The sequence below is a fragment of the Emticicia soli genome (assembly GCF_037860775.1).
Classification (GTDB): Bacteria; Bacteroidota; Bacteroidia; order Cytophagales; family Spirosomataceae; genus Emticicia; species Emticicia soli.
Window position 1 is genome coordinate 84,520 of the sequence record NZ_JBBEWC010000009.1, and the last position, 19,735, is coordinate 104,254.

Annotated in this window: 17 protein-coding genes; 12 read left to right on the forward strand and 5 right to left on the reverse strand. The window is 39.5% G+C overall.

The genetic code is table 11. The features are described 5' to 3' along the window. Positions 1-20 precede the first annotated feature (20 nt). Together WAE64_RS15755 and WAE64_RS15760 are read left to right on the forward strand one after the other, a co-directional pair. Positions 21-2,168: a chitobiase/beta-hexosaminidase C-terminal domain-containing protein gene (locus WAE64_RS15755; protein ID WP_340238064.1), complete on the forward strand. Its 2,148-nt coding sequence runs from the start codon at positions 21-23 to the stop codon at positions 2,166-2,168. A 93-nt stretch (positions 2,169-2,261) separates the two neighbouring features. Further along, positions 2,262-3,266, forward strand: coding sequence for a phosphotriesterase family protein (locus tag WAE64_RS15760; protein WP_340238066.1), 1,005 nt, complete (start codon positions 2,262-2,264; stop codon positions 3,264-3,266). 4 nt (positions 3,267-3,270) lie between these two features. Here the strand turns inward: WAE64_RS15760 and WAE64_RS15765 are convergent, their stop codons facing one another. From WAE64_RS15765 to WAE64_RS15780, 4 genes are all read right to left on the reverse strand, one after another. Next, positions 3,271-4,539, reverse strand: coding sequence for a DUF2264 domain-containing protein (locus WAE64_RS15765; RefSeq protein WP_340238067.1), 1,269 nt, complete (start codon positions 4,537-4,539; stop codon positions 3,271-3,273). 95 nt (positions 4,540-4,634) lie between these two features. Then, positions 4,635-6,185: an Rne/Rng family ribonuclease gene (locus tag WAE64_RS15770; RefSeq protein ID WP_340238068.1), complete on the reverse strand. Its 1,551-nt coding sequence runs from the start codon at positions 6,183-6,185 to the stop codon at positions 4,635-4,637. Between the two features lie 307 nt (positions 6,186-6,492). Beyond that, positions 6,493-7,341 carry a tetratricopeptide repeat protein gene (locus WAE64_RS15775; protein WP_340238069.1) on the reverse strand — a complete coding sequence of 283 codons (849 nt, stop codon included), beginning with the start codon at positions 7,339-7,341 and terminating at the stop codon, positions 6,493-6,495. A gap of 72 nt (positions 7,342-7,413) precedes the next feature. Next, positions 7,414-7,698: an HU family DNA-binding protein gene (locus WAE64_RS15780; protein ID WP_101728035.1), complete on the reverse strand. Its 285-nt coding sequence runs from the start codon at positions 7,696-7,698 to the stop codon at positions 7,414-7,416. Positions 7,699-7,992: 294 nt separating this feature from the next. On the opposite strand from WAE64_RS15780, the gene mutY reads away from it, so the two are divergent. Further along, on the forward strand, positions 7,993-9,069 hold the full coding sequence (mutY, locus tag WAE64_RS15785) for an A/G-specific adenine glycosylase (RefSeq protein WP_340238071.1): 1,077 nt from the start codon (positions 7,993-7,995) through the stop codon (positions 9,067-9,069). 216 nt (positions 9,070-9,285) lie between these two features. Further along, entirely contained in the window at positions 9,286-9,756 is a 471-nt protein-coding gene (locus WAE64_RS15790) for a single-stranded DNA-binding protein (RefSeq protein ID WP_340238072.1), read from the forward strand. A 56-nt stretch (positions 9,757-9,812) separates the two neighbouring features. Here WAE64_RS15790 and uvrB read toward each other — a convergent pair whose 3' ends face one another. Continuing rightward, a complete protein-coding gene (gene uvrB, locus WAE64_RS15795; RefSeq protein WP_340238074.1) occupies positions 9,813-11,834 on the reverse strand; it encodes an excinuclease ABC subunit UvrB in 2,022 nt (673 codons plus the stop codon). 84 nt (positions 11,835-11,918) lie between these two features. Between uvrB and WAE64_RS15800 the strand changes: the two genes are divergently transcribed. The 8 genes from WAE64_RS15800 (at position 11,919) to WAE64_RS15835 (ending at position 19,682) form a co-directional block, all read left to right on the forward strand. Then, complete coding sequence (locus WAE64_RS15800; protein WP_340238076.1) at positions 11,919-13,427, forward strand: PQQ-dependent sugar dehydrogenase; 1,509 nt, start codon at positions 11,919-11,921, stop codon at positions 13,425-13,427. Between the two features lie 67 nt (positions 13,428-13,494). Beyond that, the gene (locus tag WAE64_RS15805) at positions 13,495-14,112 is read left to right on the forward strand and encodes an inorganic pyrophosphatase (protein WP_340238078.1); all 618 of its coding nucleotides are present in this window, start codon (positions 13,495-13,497) and stop codon (positions 14,110-14,112) included. 184 nt (positions 14,113-14,296) lie between these two features. After that, positions 14,297-16,126: a pseudouridine synthase gene (locus tag WAE64_RS15810; protein WP_340238080.1), complete on the forward strand. Its 1,830-nt coding sequence runs from the start codon at positions 14,297-14,299 to the stop codon at positions 16,124-16,126. A 131-nt stretch (positions 16,127-16,257) separates the two neighbouring features. Then, a complete protein-coding gene (locus WAE64_RS15815) occupies positions 16,258-17,082 on the forward strand; it encodes a phosphosulfolactate synthase (RefSeq protein WP_340238082.1) in 825 nt (274 codons plus the stop codon). 62 nt (positions 17,083-17,144) lie between these two features. Beyond that, positions 17,145-17,789 (forward strand): VTT domain-containing protein, encoded by a 645-nt coding sequence (locus WAE64_RS15820; protein ID WP_340238083.1) that lies wholly within the window; start codon positions 17,145-17,147, stop codon positions 17,787-17,789. 1 nt (position 17,790) lies between these two features. After that, a complete protein-coding gene (locus tag WAE64_RS15825) occupies positions 17,791-18,528 on the forward strand; it encodes a shikimate dehydrogenase family protein (protein ID WP_340238085.1) in 738 nt (245 codons plus the stop codon). Between the two features lie 123 nt (positions 18,529-18,651). Beyond that, a complete protein-coding gene (locus WAE64_RS15830; protein WP_340238087.1) occupies positions 18,652-18,969 on the forward strand; it encodes a (2Fe-2S) ferredoxin domain-containing protein in 318 nt (105 codons plus the stop codon). Between the two features lie 20 nt (positions 18,970-18,989). Beyond that, positions 18,990-19,682, forward strand: a complete 693-nt coding sequence (locus WAE64_RS15835) for a YjjG family noncanonical pyrimidine nucleotidase (protein WP_340238089.1) — start codon at positions 18,990-18,992, stop codon at positions 19,680-19,682. Positions 19,683-19,735: the final 53 nt, after the last annotated feature.

Sequence of the window (19,735 nt, forward strand, 5' to 3'; positions counted from 1 at the left end):
ATTGCACCCTAAACATATCAATGAATCGCTTTTTTAAAGTTTGCTCGTATCTTTTACTTGTATTCAATATTCTATTGGTTTTCTTACTCATTTTCGAAGCCAAAGTAAGAATTCCAGTTTGGGTTAGCCCTTTTGGTAGGCTACACCCAATGCTATTGCATTTGCCTATCGGGTTTGCGGTGGTATTGGTGTTACTCTTATTATTCAAAAAAGAAGTTGAAACTAAAAGCTATGCATTTCTTCTAAAACTCATATTGATAATAACAGCCCTTAGCTCATGTATTGCTGCACTGATGGGTTTCTTTTTATCGAGAGAGGGGGGCTATGATGCTAATCTACTACAATGGCACAAATGGACGGGCGTAGGAGTAAGTTTGTTTACCTATGCGCTTACATGGTTTCATGAAGAACTGGCGCAAAAAACAAAGATGCTTCAACTGGCATCGGTTGGTGGTTTGATACTTTTCATATTGGCCGGGCATTTTGGCGCAGCTATCACACATGGCGAAAATTATGTGTTTGAAGCATTTGAAAAGAAGAAGGATATACAAGGCTTTTCGCAAGATAGCAGTATGTATCAGGCAGCAATTCAACCGATTCTGGAAAAGAAATGCTTTAGTTGTCATAACGACCAGAAAGTAAAAGGCGAACTCAACATGAGTAGTATTCAGAAAATTCTGAAAGGTGGGAAACATGGGGCTTTATGGAAAGCGGGTGATACGCTCAACAGTCTTTTGTTGCAAAGAGTGTACTTGCCTTTAGAACAAAAAGAACACATGCCGCCAAAAGGTAAAGAACAACTAACGGTTGAAGAAGTTGCCTTGCTGACAGCCTGGATTAAGGAAGGAGCCGACATGAAGAAGACAGTAAAAGATTATGTGCCATTATCAAAGGCTAAGGCTTTAGCGTTTAAAATAGCAGGCAGTAAGAGCACAGAAAAGACTTATAGCTTTGCCGAAGCCTCTGAAAGCACATTGGCAGAAGTAAATACGCCTTTTTGCGTGGTTGCACCTTTGGCTAATGGCTCGCCTGCCTTGGAAGCTGAATTTTTTGTAAGCCGTAAATTCGACCGTAAATCTTTAGAGAATTTATCGAAGGTAAAGGAACAATTGGTAGAATTGAGCTTGGCTAAAATGCCTGTGAAAGATGAAGATATTGCCTTAATAGCGAAATTCCCGAACCTTGAAAAACTCAATCTGAATCAGACTGATATTACAGGTAATACGCTAGACCAACTTGCGCAATGCAAATTATTGAATTCGGTTGCGCTTTCGGGTACAAAAATAAGTAAGGATAAACTACAAAAATTATTAATACTTCCGGCACTGACAGAGGTTTTTGTATGGAATACCTCGCTTGATTCGGTGGCTATACAAGCGCTTTCAAAACAATTCCCAAGAGTAACCATAAATGGTGGATACAGAGAAGACCCGAATGAGATTTTGAAACTTAACCCGCCTATTCTGGTAAATGAAGAGTTTATTTTGAAAAAGAATACAGCAATAGAATTGAAGCATACGCTTAAAAACGTACAGATTCATTACACTTTAGATGGCCAGAATCCTGATTCTACTACACAGACAATTTATGATAAACCGCTGGTAGTAGATAATTATACACGCATTAAGGCAATGGCAACCAAAGATGGCTGGCGTGCCAGCGGAAGAATCGATTATACTTTCTTCAAATCAAGTTTCAGTGCTGATACAGCTATTTTGCTTTCAGAGCCTAATCCGAGATACACAGGTAAAGGAGCAAAAAACCTGATAGATTTAAAGAAAGGCCCTATCGATAACCATCAGGATGCCGCATGGTTGGGTTACCAGAACAAAGATTTTGTGAGCTTGATTGAATTCAAAAAGCCTGTGCCGCTTACTACCATTACTATCAGCTATCTGCAAAAAATAGGCTCGCATATTATGCCGCCTGCCGAAGTAGAAGTTTGGGGTGGCAATAGCGAAGCAGATTTAAAGAAATTGCAAAAGGTAATGCCAGAACAACCGGAAAAGATGCAGGATAATGCTAATCTGGGCATAAATGTATCTATTAAGCAAGGTTCCTATAAAGTGATAAAGCTAATAGTAAAACCTTTACCAAAATTACCCAAATGGCACTCAGACAAAGGCAAACCGGGTTGGTTCTTTATAGATGAAGTACTTTTTAACTAGAGATTATATTGTCTGAACTTTGCCGGTACGCCGCTCCGGCAAAGTTCAGACAATAATCACTAAATCATTAATTCACTCAATTACTAAATACCCATGCAAATCTCCCGACGTTCATTTTTATTGGCAGGTATTGGTCTTACGGCTTGTACATTGAAAAAATCACAGGTAATGACGATTAATGGCTGGATAGATACCACAGAAATGGGTAAGACTTTAATCCATGAGCATTTTCTGGTAGATTTTATAGGCGCTGATAAAACGAACCTGAACCGTTGGGATAAAGAAAAAGTGATAGCTAAAGTATTACCGTACCTGGCAGAAGTAAAAGCCTTAGGGATACAAACAGTTTTTGATTGTACCCCTAGCTTTTTGGGTAAAGATGTAGAGCTTTTAAAATTAATAGCTGAGCGAAGTGGCTTGCAAATAGTTACGAATACTGGCTATTACGGAGCAGTAAATAACAAATATTTGCCGCAATGGGCATTTACCGAAACTGCCGAGCAACTGGCCGACAGATGGATTAAAGAATTCAGGAACGGGATTGATGGTACAAGTGTTAAGCCCGGATTCATAAAAATAAGCGTAGACGGTGGCAAAACCTTATCAGCACTGCATCAGAAGCTAGTAAAAGCAGCAGGAATTACCCATTTGGCTACGGGGCTTACTATTTGTTCACACACAGGACCCGGCAACATTGCATTCGAAGAAATAAAAATACTAAAAAGCATAGGCGTTAGCCCATCTGCATTTGTATGGGTGCATGCCCAAGCTGAAAATAATAAAGCTGAATATACCAGAGCGGCCCGAATGGGAACTTGGGTAAGTTTAGATGGCATAGGTTGGGGGAGTTTCCAGACCTATGCCGACTCTATAGATTTAATGAAATCGAACGGTGCATTGAACCGCTTGCTGATTTCGCATGATGCGGGTTGGTACAAACCCGATGAACCCAATGGGGGAGATTTTGTAGGTTATACCAATATCTTCAAAGAATTAATGCCTCTGCTTAAACAAAAAGGCTTTACCGATGCTGATTTTGAGCAAATACTGGTAAAAAATCCTGCCGAGGCATTTGCTGTCAGAGTCAGAGATAATTAAACTCCTAATAACTTACAGCCTTATCTTTCTTAAATGGTTTGCCCGACCAAGCCTTTTGTTGTGTCCATTCTGCATCAGCATCAGACCAGAATGGGTCGGTGGCTGGTAAGCCCAAAGGTAAAAAGCCAAGTGTTGTAAGGTACATACTTCCGGCATTTGAGTAAGAATCAGCAATATTGGGTTGATGACCCGCAAAACCTAAACTTAACCAACCTGCTTTATCGAAGACACCTTCTTGCCCAAACATACGTTTTGCTACAGCGGTAAGCGCACATCTTACCTGTGCAGGGCTGACTCCCTCAGGTAGTTGGCCTAAAAGTGCAGTATGTGCCAAAGCCTGGAAAGCCCCCAAACGATAAGTGATACTACGCCCAAAAGGAGGGAAGCTGCCTTCTGGCGAAATCAGACGTTCCAGAAAATCGGCCTGGCGTTGCATTCTTTTTACGGCTTTGGTGTATTGGTCTTCTAAATTCTGGTTTTTCTTATCCGGCGATTGTCTCTGTTGCACTTTAATCATTGTATCCAGCACATCAACTATCATCGAATGAATGACAAACGAATTGTAATAATCCATGTGGAAGACCTCTCCGTCTTTAAACCAACCATCGCCTACATACCAGTCTTCAATTTTTCTAAGGCCAAATTCAATTCTGAAACGGTCGGCCTCTTCACCAATCGATAATAGAAATACTTCTACAATGGCAGCAAACAAAAGCCAGTTATTGTTGGGCGGCACAACTCTGCGCAATAGCCTGAACTCTTCTGCTACCCGTTTTTTAGTGGCTTCGTCTAGTGGTTTCCATAGTGCATCAGGTGCTTTCAGAAAACTCTGAGCCAGAAAAGCCGCATCAACCAATGTTTGCCCCTCTTTTCGCCAGAGCATATAATCAGGGTTTGCTGGGTCAACACTATTCTGAATGCTTTTGATAGCATAGTTTCGTAGCTGTTTGCGTAGCTTGCCTTCTTCGGTATTATCGTCAGGTAATGCCAGCCAAGGGGCAACACCTGTCATGGTACGGGCAAAGCCTTCCAGAAATGCTACTTTTGCATTGCGGTTGTCCCAGATAGGGCTATATTCTACCTGCCAGTTTTTTTGTAAGGTGCTATCACTCAGGTTTTTTAATACAGGTTCTGCAATTTTGTAGAGGAGTTTTGCCCAGTAAATTCGGGTATCTTCAGTAGTAGTACTAGTGTGGGCATCAGCGCCGGCATGAGCTGCAACAACGGCAAGCCCCGCCAATGTGTTTTTTTGAATAAAGTCTCTTCTGTTCATGGTTAAGGCATAATTTCCCGGCAAGTTAGACCTAAAATCCCTTGCAAGCAATCTGAATGCTACATAAAAGCCGAGAAATTATACGAAAGAAGCTATTAGGTTATCTCAATTTCATCTCCGTGTTTATTCAGGAAATGGAATTCGGTGATACCAATAGAAGAATCTTTTGTTAGTTTTACCCATGTACGATACTTCAAGAACCATCTCATTTGTTTAGAGATAATTCCCTCACGGTAATAGGCATATACAAACGGATGAAGAATGATACTTATACCACTTTCATTTTGTTTTGAGAGAATATAATCGAGGTTATTTTCAATCAAATCGGTAATTACAATGCTCGCCTGTATCGTTCCGGTGCCACCGCAAGTAGGGCAGGTTTCACGGGTTACGATATTCATTTCGGGGCGTACACGCTGGCGGGTAATTTGTAGCAGACCGAATTTTGAAATAGGCAGAATGGTGTATTTAGACCTATCGCCTTTCATTTCTTCTTTCATTGCTTCCTGAATCAAACGACGGTTCTCGTTTTTCTTCATATCAATGAAATCGACTACTATAATACCGCCCATATCACGCATGCGCAACTGGCGTGCAATTTCTTTGGCTGCTTCTAAGTTAACCGTCAGAGCTGTTGATTCCTGATCGCCCTCTTGAGTAGATTTGTTGCCACTGTTGACATCAATTACATGGAGTGCTTCTGTGTGCTCAATAATCAGATAACCACCACCTGACAAACTAACCGAACGCCCAAAAAGCGATTTGATTTGTTTTTCTATACCATACTGTTCAAAAAGCTTGTTTTTGCCCGTATGGAGTTTTAAAATCTTCTCTTTATCAGGAGCAATCGTATGTAAAAAGCTCTTAACACCATCAAAGTTTTCTTTTGAATCTACATAGATATTGTCGAAATCATCGTTCAACATATCTCTCAGAATCGAAGAGGCTCTGTCCATCTCGCTAATGATGCGGTCACGAGGCTTGGCATCACGTAGGGTTTTCATACCCGATTCCCATTTCTCTACACAAAAATCAATATCTCTTCTTAACTCATCTAAATCTTTGCTTTCTGCTACTGTTCTTACAATAACACCAAAGTTTTCGGGCTTGATAGAAGAAACTAATTTATGTAAACGTTGGCGCTCTTGTTTATTGGTTATTTTCTTAGAGATATTCACAGAGTTACCAAACGGTACCAATACAATATTACGCCCTGCAATAGAAATATCGCACGACAAACGAGGACCTTTGGTAGAAATAGGTTCTTTTACAACTTGCACCAGAATAGGGGTATTCTTGGTAACAACGTCGTTTATCTTACCTAATTTATCTATATCTTTTTCTAACTGAAAACCTTTTAAACGAAGATTAACCGGACGCTTAGCAATAACGTCTTTAACAAACTTACTGAGAGAGTTATAAGAAATGATTTCGTTGTAGTGCAGAAATCCGTCTTTGTCGTAGCCTACGTCTACAAAGGCAGCATTGTTGCCTTGTACAACTTTCTTGACTACACCCAAATAGATATCTCCGACGGAAAACTGATGTTCCGTCTCATCAAAGTGATACTCGATCAACCGTTTGTCTTGGACTAGGGCTATTCTATCACCTTTCTGTGTGGTACTGATATATAATTCGTTACTCAAAACTGAGATAGAATCAAAAGGTTAGATATTGTTTTGGCTAAATTGATGGAAATTGATAGTCATAAGGGGCAAAAGTCAGAACTTATGACTATCAAAGTTTAAGAAAGATTATTTTTTCTTATGACGATTTTTTCTAAGACGTTTCTTTCTTTTGTGCGTTGACATCTTGTGTCTTTTTCTTTTCTTTCCGCAAGGCATATTTGTAACTGATTATAAACCCCTAAGGGTATTTTAATAAAAAAAGTTCTTATATATATGCCCTCATTTGTAAATGAGGGTGTTTTTATCGAACCGCAAAGATAATGAATTATTTTATACTCTCCAAAGTCTTGTTGAGTTCTTCTAATAAAGTCGGCTCTTTAACTTTTGGTTTCAGGTCTAGCAATATTTTTTTTGCCTGTTCTTTTTCACCTAATTCAATTAAACTATAACCAAGGCCAAACTGTGCATTTACATTGGCAGGGTTTAGTCTTAGTACCTGTCTGAAACGGTCAGCAGCTTTGGCATATTGGTTTGATTGCATTGACAATACACCCATTTGCATCAGAGCAGGCTCAAAGTTAGGTTCTTCGTTCAATACCTCTCTCAGCATCATAATTGCCTGCATCGGCGAGTCAGTCTGTACATAAGTCATAGCCAAATTGGTTTTGGCTTGTAATTGCCTCGGGCTTTTTTCTAATACTTTGTTGTAAGCTGCACGGGTTTTACCTGCCAGGCTTTCTACGTTTTCGGGTTTTAGAGCTAGATTATATGCTTGGTAATAAGCATCTCCGGCTCTTAGCCAGTGTTCTGTAGTAGGTTGTGCCACTGCAATTTTTTCTATGTACGAGGCCGCGCTATCAAACTGGTTAGCTTTAGCAAAAGCTTCTGCGATTTCGTTATACACGGGTATCTTGTCTTTGGCAGTAGCTAATTTTTGTTTCAGTGCGTCTATTTGTTTTTGCTCTTCAGCCGAGAGCTTCGGTGCTTGTGTTGTAATATCTCCGCTGTGGTCGTGTCCATCACCTTCATGGTGCTCTTCTGCTTTTCCCTTGTTATCAGCTACTTTATCACGGTTTGCCTTTGCTTCGTTTTTTACAACTACTTTGGGGCGATAATAAAGAAAGCCCGTAAGGGCTATAGCTATTACTATTAATATTAAAGAATGTCGTTTCATAAATGTTTTTTTAATCATGGATAGCGCAAAGCTATCCATGATTGAGCAATTTTACCCATAAGGGCACTAAAATTATTTTACGTTTGCTTTTACCTGTTCCGTAAATTCTTTGGCTGGTTTAAAGCCAGGAACAGAATGAGCAGGAACGGTTACCGTAGTTTTAGCAGAAATGTTACGAGCTTTTTTAGCAGCTCTTCTTTTGTTTACAAAACTTCCGAAACCTCTTACATAGACAGCATCGCCTTGGGCTAATGTGTCTTTTACAGTGTTGAAAAATGCCTCAAGTGTAGATGATACACTTGCCTTGTCCACGCCAGTTTTGTCGGCAATAGCTGAAATTACTTCTGCTTTAGTCACGATCGTAACGTTTTTTTAGTTATGTTATTTATTTTTACCAAGATAAATATTGAATTGAAAGGACGTAAAAAACTAACTAAGAAGTACTCAGGTTTATTAATTCAACATACTCAAAACTCTTTGGTTTTATTTTGGGTTTGCAAAGATATAGGATTTACACATATTTTGCCAAACAGAATTTAATATTTTTTTGCATAATCGCTTAGTAATTAGCTAGTTATGTGTTTTTTTATGGTAATTTGATGTTTTTGGAAAAGAAAAAATAAGAGAATATTAAGAAAACTTCGATAAAAATTGGAAAGACAAACGTTTTCCGAAGTACTTCAGAACTGGTATCATCGGAATAAAAGAGATTTGCCCTGGCGAAATACCAAAGACCCTTACATGATTTGGTTGTCGGAGGTGATTCTACAGCAAACCCGGGTAGTGCAGGGCTTGCCATACTACGAGAAATTTGTTGAGAAGTATGCTACTGTTGTTGATTTGGCTAATGCTGACGAAAAAGATGTGCTACGCCTATGGCAAGGGCTGGGGTATTATTCAAGGGCAAGAAATATGCACCAGACAGCCAAAATCATTGCTGATGAGCTAAACGGGGAGTTTCCCGGTACTTATGCCGAATTGGTAAAACTAAAAGGGATAGGCCCTTATACAGCGGCAGCCATTGCCTCTTTTGCTTTTGACGAGAAAGTAGCTGTTGTTGATGGTAATGTTTATAGAGTGTTAGCAAGAGTATTTGGCGTAGAAACCGATATTGCAAGCCACGAGGCCAAAAAGGTATTCAGCGAATTGGCGAATGAACTTATTTCTTCTAATTCTCCAGGAACCCACAATCAGGCTATTATGGAGTTTGGGGCTACTTATTGTACACCGGCTAACCCGGGTTGTATGTTTTGCCTGTTTCATTATGATTGCGAAGCGAACGCTAAAGGCAAGCAGGCGGTATTACCTGTAAAGTCGAAGAAAGTGAAAGTTAAGAAACGCTATTTTGACTACTTCGTTATTGAGCAAAACAGTAAGCTACTGATGGCTAAAAGAGGGCCAAAAGATATATGGGAGGGGCTCTATGATTTTTATCTGGTAGAAACCAAAGATGAATTGCTGCGGCTCGAAGAAACAGATAATGATTTTTTGCAAGAAGTTTTGCCGATTGCTACTATTAAAAGCGAATCGGCAGTGTATAAACACGTGCTTACACACCAGACCATAGAGGCCAAGTTCTGGCATGTGGTTTTAAATGAAACCGCTAGCTTGCCTTTGCCGCTAGATTATGAGTTTTATACATGGCAAGAAGTAGAAGACTTGCCCAAGCCCATTCTGATTGAGAAGTATTTAAAGAAACATCATGCTGAGTTTGCTTCTTTAGGGTGAAATTCTGAATAAAAAAAAACGCTATTTTTAGCGAGTTGAGCAGGGGCTTTTTCTCTATTTTTATAAAAATAGAGAAAGGTTCAGTGTGGCTTACAAAAGCGCGATAAAAAGCCCTTAAAACCCAAAATAAATGATAAATTTTTAATAAAAATCCAATTTTTTCTTTGTAAATTTGTTTCTAATCAAAGTGTCAATATTTCAAACAATCCAAGAAAAATGGCAGGCGTAAATAAAGTTATTATTTTAGGAAGATTGGGGTCAGACCCCGAGGTCCGCACACTTCCGAGTGGTGGTAAAGTTGTGAACTTTAGCATCGCTACTTCAGAAAACTATACAAACAGAAACGGAGAAAAAGTAGAACAAACAGAGTGGCATCGTATTGAACTTTGGGAAAACTTAGCAAACATTGCTGAGCAATACCTGAAAAAAGGGGATATGGCCTATGTTGAAGGCAAAATCAGAACAGAAAAATGGACTGACCAGAATGGGCAGGAAAGATATACGCAAAAAATAAGAGGTACTTCTATGCAATTGGTAGGAGGTAGAGCAAACAATGCAGTTGAAGATAACGATTCGGCTTCGTCGTATGGCAGCAGTAATACAGGCTACGCGCCCAAACCTGCCCCTGTGCCAACCCCACCACCAATTGAAATGGCCGGAAACGGAGGCGATGATTTGCCATTTTAAGTAATTGGAAAATTATTGTAGGGGTTCAAATTTTTGAACCCCTTTTTTTATGCGTTTTATGCTCGCTCAATCTTTTCTTTCAATTGTAGCATTTCATCTCTGAAACGAGCCGCTTCCAGAAAGTCGAGCTCTTTGGCCGCTCTTTCCATTTTACGCTGCGTTTCTTCAAGCAGTTTTTCTAATTGCCCTTTGTTCATGTAACCTACAACAGGGTCGGCTGCTATATTTACCTCTTGTGGCTCAAGATAATAAGTCTTAGTGCTTGGTTTGCTATCTGCAATTGAAGTTTGCTCCATAATAGCTTCTTTCGATTTGAAGACGGTCTTAGGTATAATACCATTTGCTTCGTTGTAAGCCATCTGTAAACCACGGCGGCGCTCTGTTTCTTCAATAGCCTTAGCCATTGAGCCTGTAATGGAATCGGCATACATCAACACCTTGCCGTTTTCGTTACGTGCGGCACGGCCAATGGTCTGAATCAAAGAGCGAATATCTCTCAAAAAGCCTTCTTTATCAGCATCCATAATAGCAACCAGCGATACCTCGGGTAAATCGAGCCCTTCTCTCAATAAGTTTACACCTACCAACACATCAAATACCCCTAACCTTAATTCTCTAAGAATTTCAACTCGCTCAAAAGTTTTCACTTCCGAGTGTATGTATCGGCCTTTAATTCCTACTCTATCAAGAAATTTACTGAGCTCTTCGGCCATTCTTTTGGTAAGTGTAGTTACGAGCACACGCTCTTTTCGCTCTACTCTTAGGTGGATTTCCTCTAGTAAATCATCAATCTGATTAATACTTGGCCTTACCTCAATTTCTGGGTCAAGTAGCCCTGTTGGGCGAATAATCTGTTCTACTACTACACCTTCGGCTCTTCTTATTTCGTAGTCGGCAGGGGTAGCACTTACAAAAATTGTTTGGCCTACAAGGTCTTCAAATTCCTGAAATTTTAGTGGGCGATTATCCATTGCCGATGGTAAACGGAAACCATATTCTACCAAAGATTCTTTACGAGAGCGGTCGCCTCCCCACATGGCTCGTATCTGAGGCATAGAAACGTGGCTTTCATCAACAACCATCAAAAAATCTTCGGGGAAATAATCTAATAAGCAAAAAGGACGTTGGCCTGGTTGGCGGCGGTCGAAATACCTTGAGTAGTTTTCAATACCTGAGCAGTAGCCTAGTTCACGCATCATTTCCAGGTCAAACTCCGTACGCTCTTGTATGCGTTGGGCTTCCATTAGGCGGCCATCAGACTCAAAATACTTCACTTGTTTTACGAGTTCGTCTTGTATTTCATGAATGGCATTGTGCATTACATCTCGCCCTGTTACAAACAAGTTGGCCGGAAAAATAGCAATATGTTTTTCGGTCGATAATTTCTTGCCGGTATTTGGGTCAATTTTCTGTATTTCCTCTATTTCGTCGCCAAAAAAGATAAAGCGATAAGCAAAGTCGGCATAACTTGGGTATAAATCTACCGTATCGCCTTTTACTCTGAAATTACCACGTGTAAATTCAGCTTCGGTTCTGGAGTAAAGCACCTCAACCAGTTTATAGAGAAACTGATTTCGGCTAAAGTTTTGGCCCGTTTTTATCTGAATGATGCTTTGCTTCATTTCGTGAGGGTTTCCTGCACCATAAATACAAGAAACCGATGCCACTACAATCACATCACGTCGGCCCGACATCAAAGAAGAAACCGCCGAAAGACGAAGTTTATCTATTTCTTCATTAATTAAAAGGTCTTTTTCGATGTAAGTATTGGTAGTAGCAATGTAAGCCTCGGGCTGGTAGTAATCGTAGTAGCTGATGAAATACTCTACTGCATTTTCTGGAAAAAACTGTTTGAACTCTCCATACAATTGAGCCGCTAAAGTTTTATTATGACTCAGTATCAGCACAGGGCGGTCTAATTGTGCTATTGCGTTGGCAACAGTAAAAGTTTTACCCGACCCTGTAACACCCAGCAAAACCTGGGTTTGTTCTCCGTTTCTAATTCCTTCTACCAGTTTCTGAATAGCCTGGGGCTGGTCGCCGGTAGGTTTGTAATTCGAGGTTAGTTTGTATTGCATAAAGTAAAGAGTCGTGACAAATGCCTATCAAACAAAAACAAAAGTTATATAGTTATAGTTTCGTAAATTTTAACAAAAACAGCCATGAAAAACCTCTATCTGCTACTTTTTTGTAGTACAAATTTGCTGTATGCGCAATACAATAGTTTTTATGTGTCTGCTTCAAGTTCAGTTATTAATGTAGGGCAAAGTATAACTTTGTTAGCTACAGGCTGTAACGGTTCTGTTTCTTGGTTTACAAACGGTACATCAAATGGCCAAACGGGCACCAGTATCAGCGTTTCTCCTACGGTTACAACAAAGTATTCGGCTAATTGCACGTCTCCTTCGAAAGCATCAACCAACGAGGTTGTTGTAGAAGTAACACCTTGTGCCGCAAATGTTAACGTAAGTAGCGGACTTACCAGCGGTACGCATGTATTTGAAGCCAGTAATCAGGTTTCTGGTAGTAGTTTTATCAATGCCAACACTAATGTACATTTTAAAGCAGGCAGGCAAGTATCACTCAATGCAGGTTTTGAAGCAAAGCAGGGAAGTATTTTTAAGGCAAGTATTGAAGCCTGTGGGGATACTTCTCTGTTACAAACCCGTAGAGTAACCAATAGCCTTAGCTTGCCTTGGGAGATTTTATGGGGGCCTGATGATTTTATCTGGATGACTGAGAAAGTAGGAAAAATCAGCAGGGTGAATCCGCAAACAGGACAGGTAATTTCTGTGCTAACAATTGATGAAGTACTGAACTACGGAGAAGGTGGCTTGCTCGGTATGGTTTTACACCCGGATTTTACTAATTCACCTTATGTTTATGTGGTTTATAATTATGGCACAACGTCGGCAGTTAGAGAGAAAATCGTCAGATATACCTATAATGGCACTACGTTGGCGAGTCCACAGATTTTGTTAGATAATATCTTGGGCTCTAATATTCATAACGGAAGTCGATTGGTAATTACACCTGATTTGAAATTGTTTATTACCACCGGAGACGCAAACAATACTTCGTTGGCACAGAATACCTCTTCGTTAAGCGGTAAAATACTCAGAATTAATCTTGATGGTAGTATTCCGCCAGATAACCCGTATTCCGGCAGCCCAATCTGGAGTATCGGGCATCGGAACCCGCAAGGAATGGTATTTGCCAACAACAAGCTCTATGTTTCGTCGCACGGCCCGAATATTGAAGACGAAATAAACCTGATTCAGAAAGAGGGAAATTATGGCTGGCCAAATGTGGATGGCCCTTGCGATACGCCCGGCGAAATAACTTACTGTAATGCAAATAATATTATTCCGCCAATCTTTTCTTCTGGAGGTAGCACATGGGCATTTTGCGGTTTAGATTATTACAACAACAGTGCGTATCCGGCATGGCAGAATCATTTGCTGATGGTTTCGCTTAAAAACCAAACCTTTTATAGTTTCCAGTTAAGCAACGATGGCACCAGTATTATTGGTGCGCCTACTTTATATTATGCAAGCCAGTTTGGTCGTTTAAGAGATATTGCTATTTCGCCTGATGGTAAGGTATATATATGCACCAGCAATGGCGGAAACAACGACCAGATTATAGAAATAAAGGCTACTGTAAATTAGGTTTATAAAAAATCAGTATGTGATTTTAACCGAATTGTGTTTATTTGCCGAAAAAATCAAAGTTTTTATGAAACCAGTTTACAAAGCGCACCCTTGGCATGGTATTCCGATTGGAGAAAAGGCCCCGGAAACAGTGACAACATTTATTGAGATTGTCCCGTCTGATACCATTAAATATGAAATTGATAAAGATTCGGGTTATTTAAAAATAGATCGTCCACAGAAGTACTCCAACATTATTCCGTCTTTATACGGATTTATCCCGCAGACATACTGCGGAGAAGAAGTGGCCCGACTTGCCCGTGAGCGTGGTGCTGAAAAAGTGATAGAAGGCGATGGTGACCCGCTTGATATTTGTGTGCTATCTAGCCATAATATTCCGCACGGCGATATTCTTTTACAAGCTATTCCGATTGGTGGTTTGTGTTTGTTAGACAAAGGCGAAGCTGACGATAAAATTATTGCAGTATTGGTAGCAGACCCGATTTATCAGAAATATCAGGATATTACTGAATTACCGGAAGCAATTATTGCCAGATTGAAACATTATTTCTTGACTTACAAGAGCTTGCCAGACGAAAAAAATGCCATTGAGATTTCGAATGTATATGGCAGAGAAGCTGCGCACGAAGTAATCAGAAAATCAATGATGGATTACCGTGATTTAATTTTTAAACCGATATAATATTTCGTTTTAAAACCAGCAAAGAGGTATAGGTGTTTGGGCACTTATACCTCTTTTGTATTTACTGGCATATGCTATTATAAATGCTAGTAGAGCCAGCATATAAATTGATAGGAATATTATTTTATTTTTGTACCTTTGCACTTGATAATCAATAAATTACAGCAGTGATGCTGCAAACTCAATGAAAAATACAGAAAGACCTCGCAGACCGAGGAAAGAAGAAAGTGATAAATCTTTCTCACCAAGAGCCGACAAGCGCTCAGATAAAAAAAGTTTTTCGGGCGATAGCCGCCCATTCAGTGACAAGAAATCTGCATCGAGTGCCCGACCTAAGGGCAATTTCCCTAAGAAAGATGGTTTTGAAAGAAGTTTTGTAGAGCCTCGTTTTGGCGATAAAAAGTCATTTGGTGGCGACCGTTCATTTGGTGATAAAAAACCTTATGGTGGTGACCGCCCGTTTGCAAAAAGAAGCGAAGGCGGATTTGACAAAGACCGTTCATTTGGTGATAAAAAACCTTATGGCAATGACCGCCCGTTTGCAAAAAGAAGCGAAGGCGGCTTTGACAAAGATCGTTCGTTTGGAGATAAAAAACCTTATGGTAGTGACCGCCCGTTTGCAAAAAGAAGCGAAGGCGGATTCGATAAAGATCGTTCATTTGGTGATAAAAAACCTTATGGCAATGACCGCCCGTTTGCAAAAAGAAGCGAAGGCGGGTTTGACAAAGACCGTTCATTTGGAGATAAAAAGCCTTATGGTGGCGACCGCCCGTTTGCAAAAAGAAGCGAAGGCGGGTTTGACAAAGATCGTTCGTTTGGTGATAAAAAACCCTATGGCGGCGACCGTCCGTTTGCAAAAAGAAGCGAAGGCGGGTTTGACAAAGATCGTTCGTTTGGTGATAAAAAAACATTTGGTGGAGACCGTCCGTTTGCAAAAAGAAGCGAAGGCGGCTTTGACAAAGACCGTTCGTTTGGTGATAAAAAACCTTATGGAAGTGGTCGCCCTGACCGTCCGTTTATAAAAAGAATCGAAGGCGGATTTGACAAAGATCGTTCGTTTGGTGATAACGAATCTTCTGAAAACGAGCGTACAGAACGTTCTTTCTCAAACGATAAACCTCGTTTTGAAAAAAGAGACGATAACCGTAGAGAAAGAGGTTATAGCAGAGATGGTAAAGGAGAGAAGAGAGAGAATCAGGCAACTTCTTCTAAAGCATTTGCACCAAACTACAATCTTGAAAAGATGAAAAGTTCGTTGCCTGCAAGAGTGCAACGTAAAGTAGAAAAAGAAGAAAAAGACTCTGATGGATTGATAAGACTGAACCGATACATATCTAATGCAGGTATTGCTTCACGTCGTGATGCTGATGAGCTGATAGCTTCGGGTCAAATTACAGTAAATGGCAAAACTATAATCGAAATGGGTTATAAAGTAAAGCCAAATGATGTAGTGAAATATGGTAAAAAAATATTAAACCGTGAGAAACTGGTTTATATTTTACTAAACAAACCAAAAGATTTTATTACTACTACCGAAGACCCTAACGAGCGTAAAACCGTGATGGATTTAGTAGCAAATGCCTGTGAAGAAAGGGTGTATCCGGTAGGGCGTTTAGATAGAAATACTACTGGTTTATTATTATTGACTAATGATGGTGAACTTGCCGAAAAGTTATCGCATCCATCAAACGAAATAAGAAAAATTTATCAGGTAGAATTAGATAAGCCAATTAGCGACGAGCATTTTGAGGCCATAAAAGCTGGTGTTGAATTAGAAGACGGATTCATAAAGGCTGATGATTTAGGACTGGTAACACCAGATGCCGAGGTAGTAGGTATTGAGATTCATAGTGGTAAAAACCGTATCGTGCGTCGTATTTTTGAGCACTTTGGCTATGAAGTCTTGAAACTTGACCGAACTACTTATGCAGGCTTAAACAAAAAAGACCTGCCTCGTAGCAAATGGCGCTTCTTAACAGAGAAAGAAGTTATCAGATTAAAATACATGATTTAATAAAAGAAATAAAGATTCTTAGAAATGTCATAATCACAAGTTATGGCATTTTTTATTTACTGCTAGTTAAGGAGATTAATATCAACGATAATCTAAAAATTATTACATTTGCAAAAAAGTAATACTAAAGAATGAATTATAACCTAAGTCAAGTTCCTAAACGTACAGGTAAGCCCCGGGAGTCAGGTCTAACGATGGTAATGGATAAAGGGCTGAGCATAAGAGAAGTAGAAGATATGTTGTCTATTGCTGCACCACACATAGATATCGTAAAACTAGGCTGGGCAACTTCCTTCGTAACTCCTAATCTGAAAGATAAATTAAAAGTTTATAAAGATGCCGGTATACCCGTTTATTTTGGTGGTACCCTCTTTGAAGCTTTTGTGGTGAGAGACCAGTTTGAAGATTATCTGAAAGTATTAGACCAATACGACTTAGAGTACTGCGAGGTTTCTGATGGTTCTATTGAGATTCCGCATGACGAAAAATGTGCTTATATTACTCGTTTAGCAACCAGAGCCAAAGTGCTTTCGGAAGTAGGTTCAAAAGATGCCGAAAAGATTTTTGCTCCATACAAATGGATTGAAATGATGCAAGCCGAGCTTAATGCAGGTGCATGGAAGGTAATCGGTGAAGCACGTGAAGGCGGAAACGTAGGTTTGTTCCGTAGCAGTGGTGAAGTACGCCAAGGCTTGGTAGATGAGATTATTCACGCTATTCCGGCTGAGAAAATTATCTGGGAAGCACCACAAAAATCACAACAGGTATATTTTGTGAAACTGGTAGGGCCAAATGTTAATGTTGGTAACATAGCACCAAACGAAGTAATTCCGCTCGAAACCATACGTTTAGGCTTAAGAGGCGATACCTTTGGTAATTTTTTGACCGAAAAAGCAAAAAAACGTTTCAAATTGGGTAAATACAGCAGTGATAGAAGAATTACTCAAGACGAATAAACCTTTTAAGTATCTCAAAACCAAACACGTATCCCTTGTTTTAGGTAAGGGAGCAAACTTTTATGGAAATTATACATTTTCTTATAGACCTACTCAAAGACCCTTTACTTACGTTACAGGGTTTTCTTGATAAATATGATACGCTTACTTATGGCATCTTGTTTCTGATAATTTTTGTTGAAACGGGTCTGATAGTGATGCCATTATTGCCAGGAGATTCTCTTCTTTTTGCCACAGGTTTATTGGCCTCGTCTACAGGCAAGCTTGATGTTACGCTTATCATACCGTTATTGATTCTGGCGGCTTTATTGGGCGATAACGTGAATTATTTTATCGGCAAAAATTTTAGCAATTACATAAAATCAAGAGATAAAATACTTTTTCTGAAGCGCTCATATATTACGCAAACCGAAGAGTTTTATGAGAAAAATGGAGGTAAAACCGTAATTTTAGCACGTTTTATGCCTATTGTTCGCACCATTGCTCCGTTCGTAGCAGGTGCCGGAAGTATGAAATATCCTAAGTACATTATGTACTGTATTTTAGGAGCTATTTTGTGGGTAACCAGCATTACGCTTCTGGGCTATTTTTTAGGCTCAAACCAGTGGGTAAAAGCAAATTTCGAAAAAGTAGTTTTAGGTATAGTCTTTATTTCTATTGCACCAATGTTATGGGCAATAATTAAAGCTAAATTCTTAAAAAAATAAGATGAACATCTACGGACTGATTGGCTATCCTCTTGGCCATTCGTTTTCAAAAAAATATTTTACTGAAAAATTTGAACTCATAGGCATTGCTGATAACAATGCCTATGAGCTATTTGAGCTAGCTGATATTCAGGCTTTTCCTGAATTAATTAAAAACCAGCCAGAGCTAAAAGGTTTGAATGTTACTATTCCGCACAAGCAGGCTATTATGCCTTTTCTTGATTGTTTAGATGCCTCGGCCGAGAAAGTGGGTGCTGTAAATGTGATAAAGATAGGAGAGGGCGGCAAACTGATAGGTTATAATTCTGATTATTATGGTTTTAAACTTTCTTTAGAAGAGTTTATCCCCGCCAATACATCACTAAAAGCCCTTGTTTTAGGCTACGGCGGGGCTGCTAAGGCTGTGATAGCTGCATTAGAAGATTTATCGATTCCTTACAAAATAGTTTCTCGTACTAAATCGGCCGATACGCTTGGCTACGAAGATTTAGTAAGCGAGATACACAACTACCAGCTTATTATTAATTCTTCACCTGTTGGCACGTACCCTAAAGCAGACCAGTGCCCTGATATTCCGTATGAGAAGCTGACAACCGAGCATTATCTATACGATTTAGTATATAATCCGGTTCAGACGCTTTTTTTACAAAAAGGTGAGGCACAGGGAGCTAAAACCCATAATGGCTTAAAAATGCTACATCTGCAAGCTGAAAAAGCCTGGGAGATATGGAATTCGTGATTAAAGAATTGTGATCTGATTGCATTAAGTAGTTATTGATTAACATAAAGAACATTTACAAAACACATAAGACGCCACAAAGTTTTTGTACCTTTGTGGCGTATTTTATTTTAATTTTATTTTATGAAGTTTAAAAAACACGTATTTATCTGTACTAACGATAAACCTGCACCCAAAAAATCTTGTGGTAGCATACACGGTAACGAGCTTGTAGAAGCTTTTAAAGCTTCAATCAAAGAGAAAGGCTTACAGTTTGATGTAAGAGCGCAAAAAGCAGGCTGTTTAGATGCTTGTGCCTTTGGCCCTTCGATGGTAGTGTACCCTGAGGCGGTATGGTATGGCAACGTGCAGTTGGCCGACGTTGAAGAAATTGTAGAAAGCCACTTTGTTAAAGACGAACCTGTTGATAGACTGACACTTACATTCCCAGGTAAAGCCTAAGCGTAGAAACATATTTTATTATGTACAAGCATCTCTTTTTTGACCTTGATCATACGCTTTGGGATTTTGAGAAGAACTCAAGTGAATCTTTGGCTGAATTGTATCATAGTTTCGAACTAAATTCATTGAATATTTCTGAACTAAGTGCTTTTCAGCAAGAGTTTTCGGTTGTAAACCGACGTTATTGGTCTATGCTCGAGAGCAATCAGATTACCCACGAACAGCTTCGCCGCCGTCGATTCAGAGATACGCTTATTAATTTAGGCGTTGATACTGACGAAGCATTTGGTCTGAAACTCAACGAGGCTTTTTTAGAATTACTTCCTCAGAAATCACACCTTATAGATGGTGCAATTGAGATTCTTGATTTTCTGGCACCTAACTACGAGCTACACATTATTAGTAATGGTTGGCAAGATGTGCAGGCAAGAAAGATAAAAAGCTCTAAGATTGAGCATTATTTTGGCGAAGTAATCACCAACGAGAGAGCCGAAGCAAGAAAGCCAAACAAGAAGATTTTTGATTATGCCTTGCAGGTAACCAAAGCGCAATTGTCAGAAAGTATCATGATTGGTGATAATTATGATGCAGATATTATGGGAGCTATCAATGCTAACATGGATGTGGTTTTTTATAATCCTGATAATTTTGAGGCTACGCAAAAGCCCACTTTTGATATTAAGCAATTGATAGAATTAAAAGAGATTCTGTAAATTAAAAAAGGTCTGAATATATCAGACCTTTTTTAACTATAAGGCTTTACGGG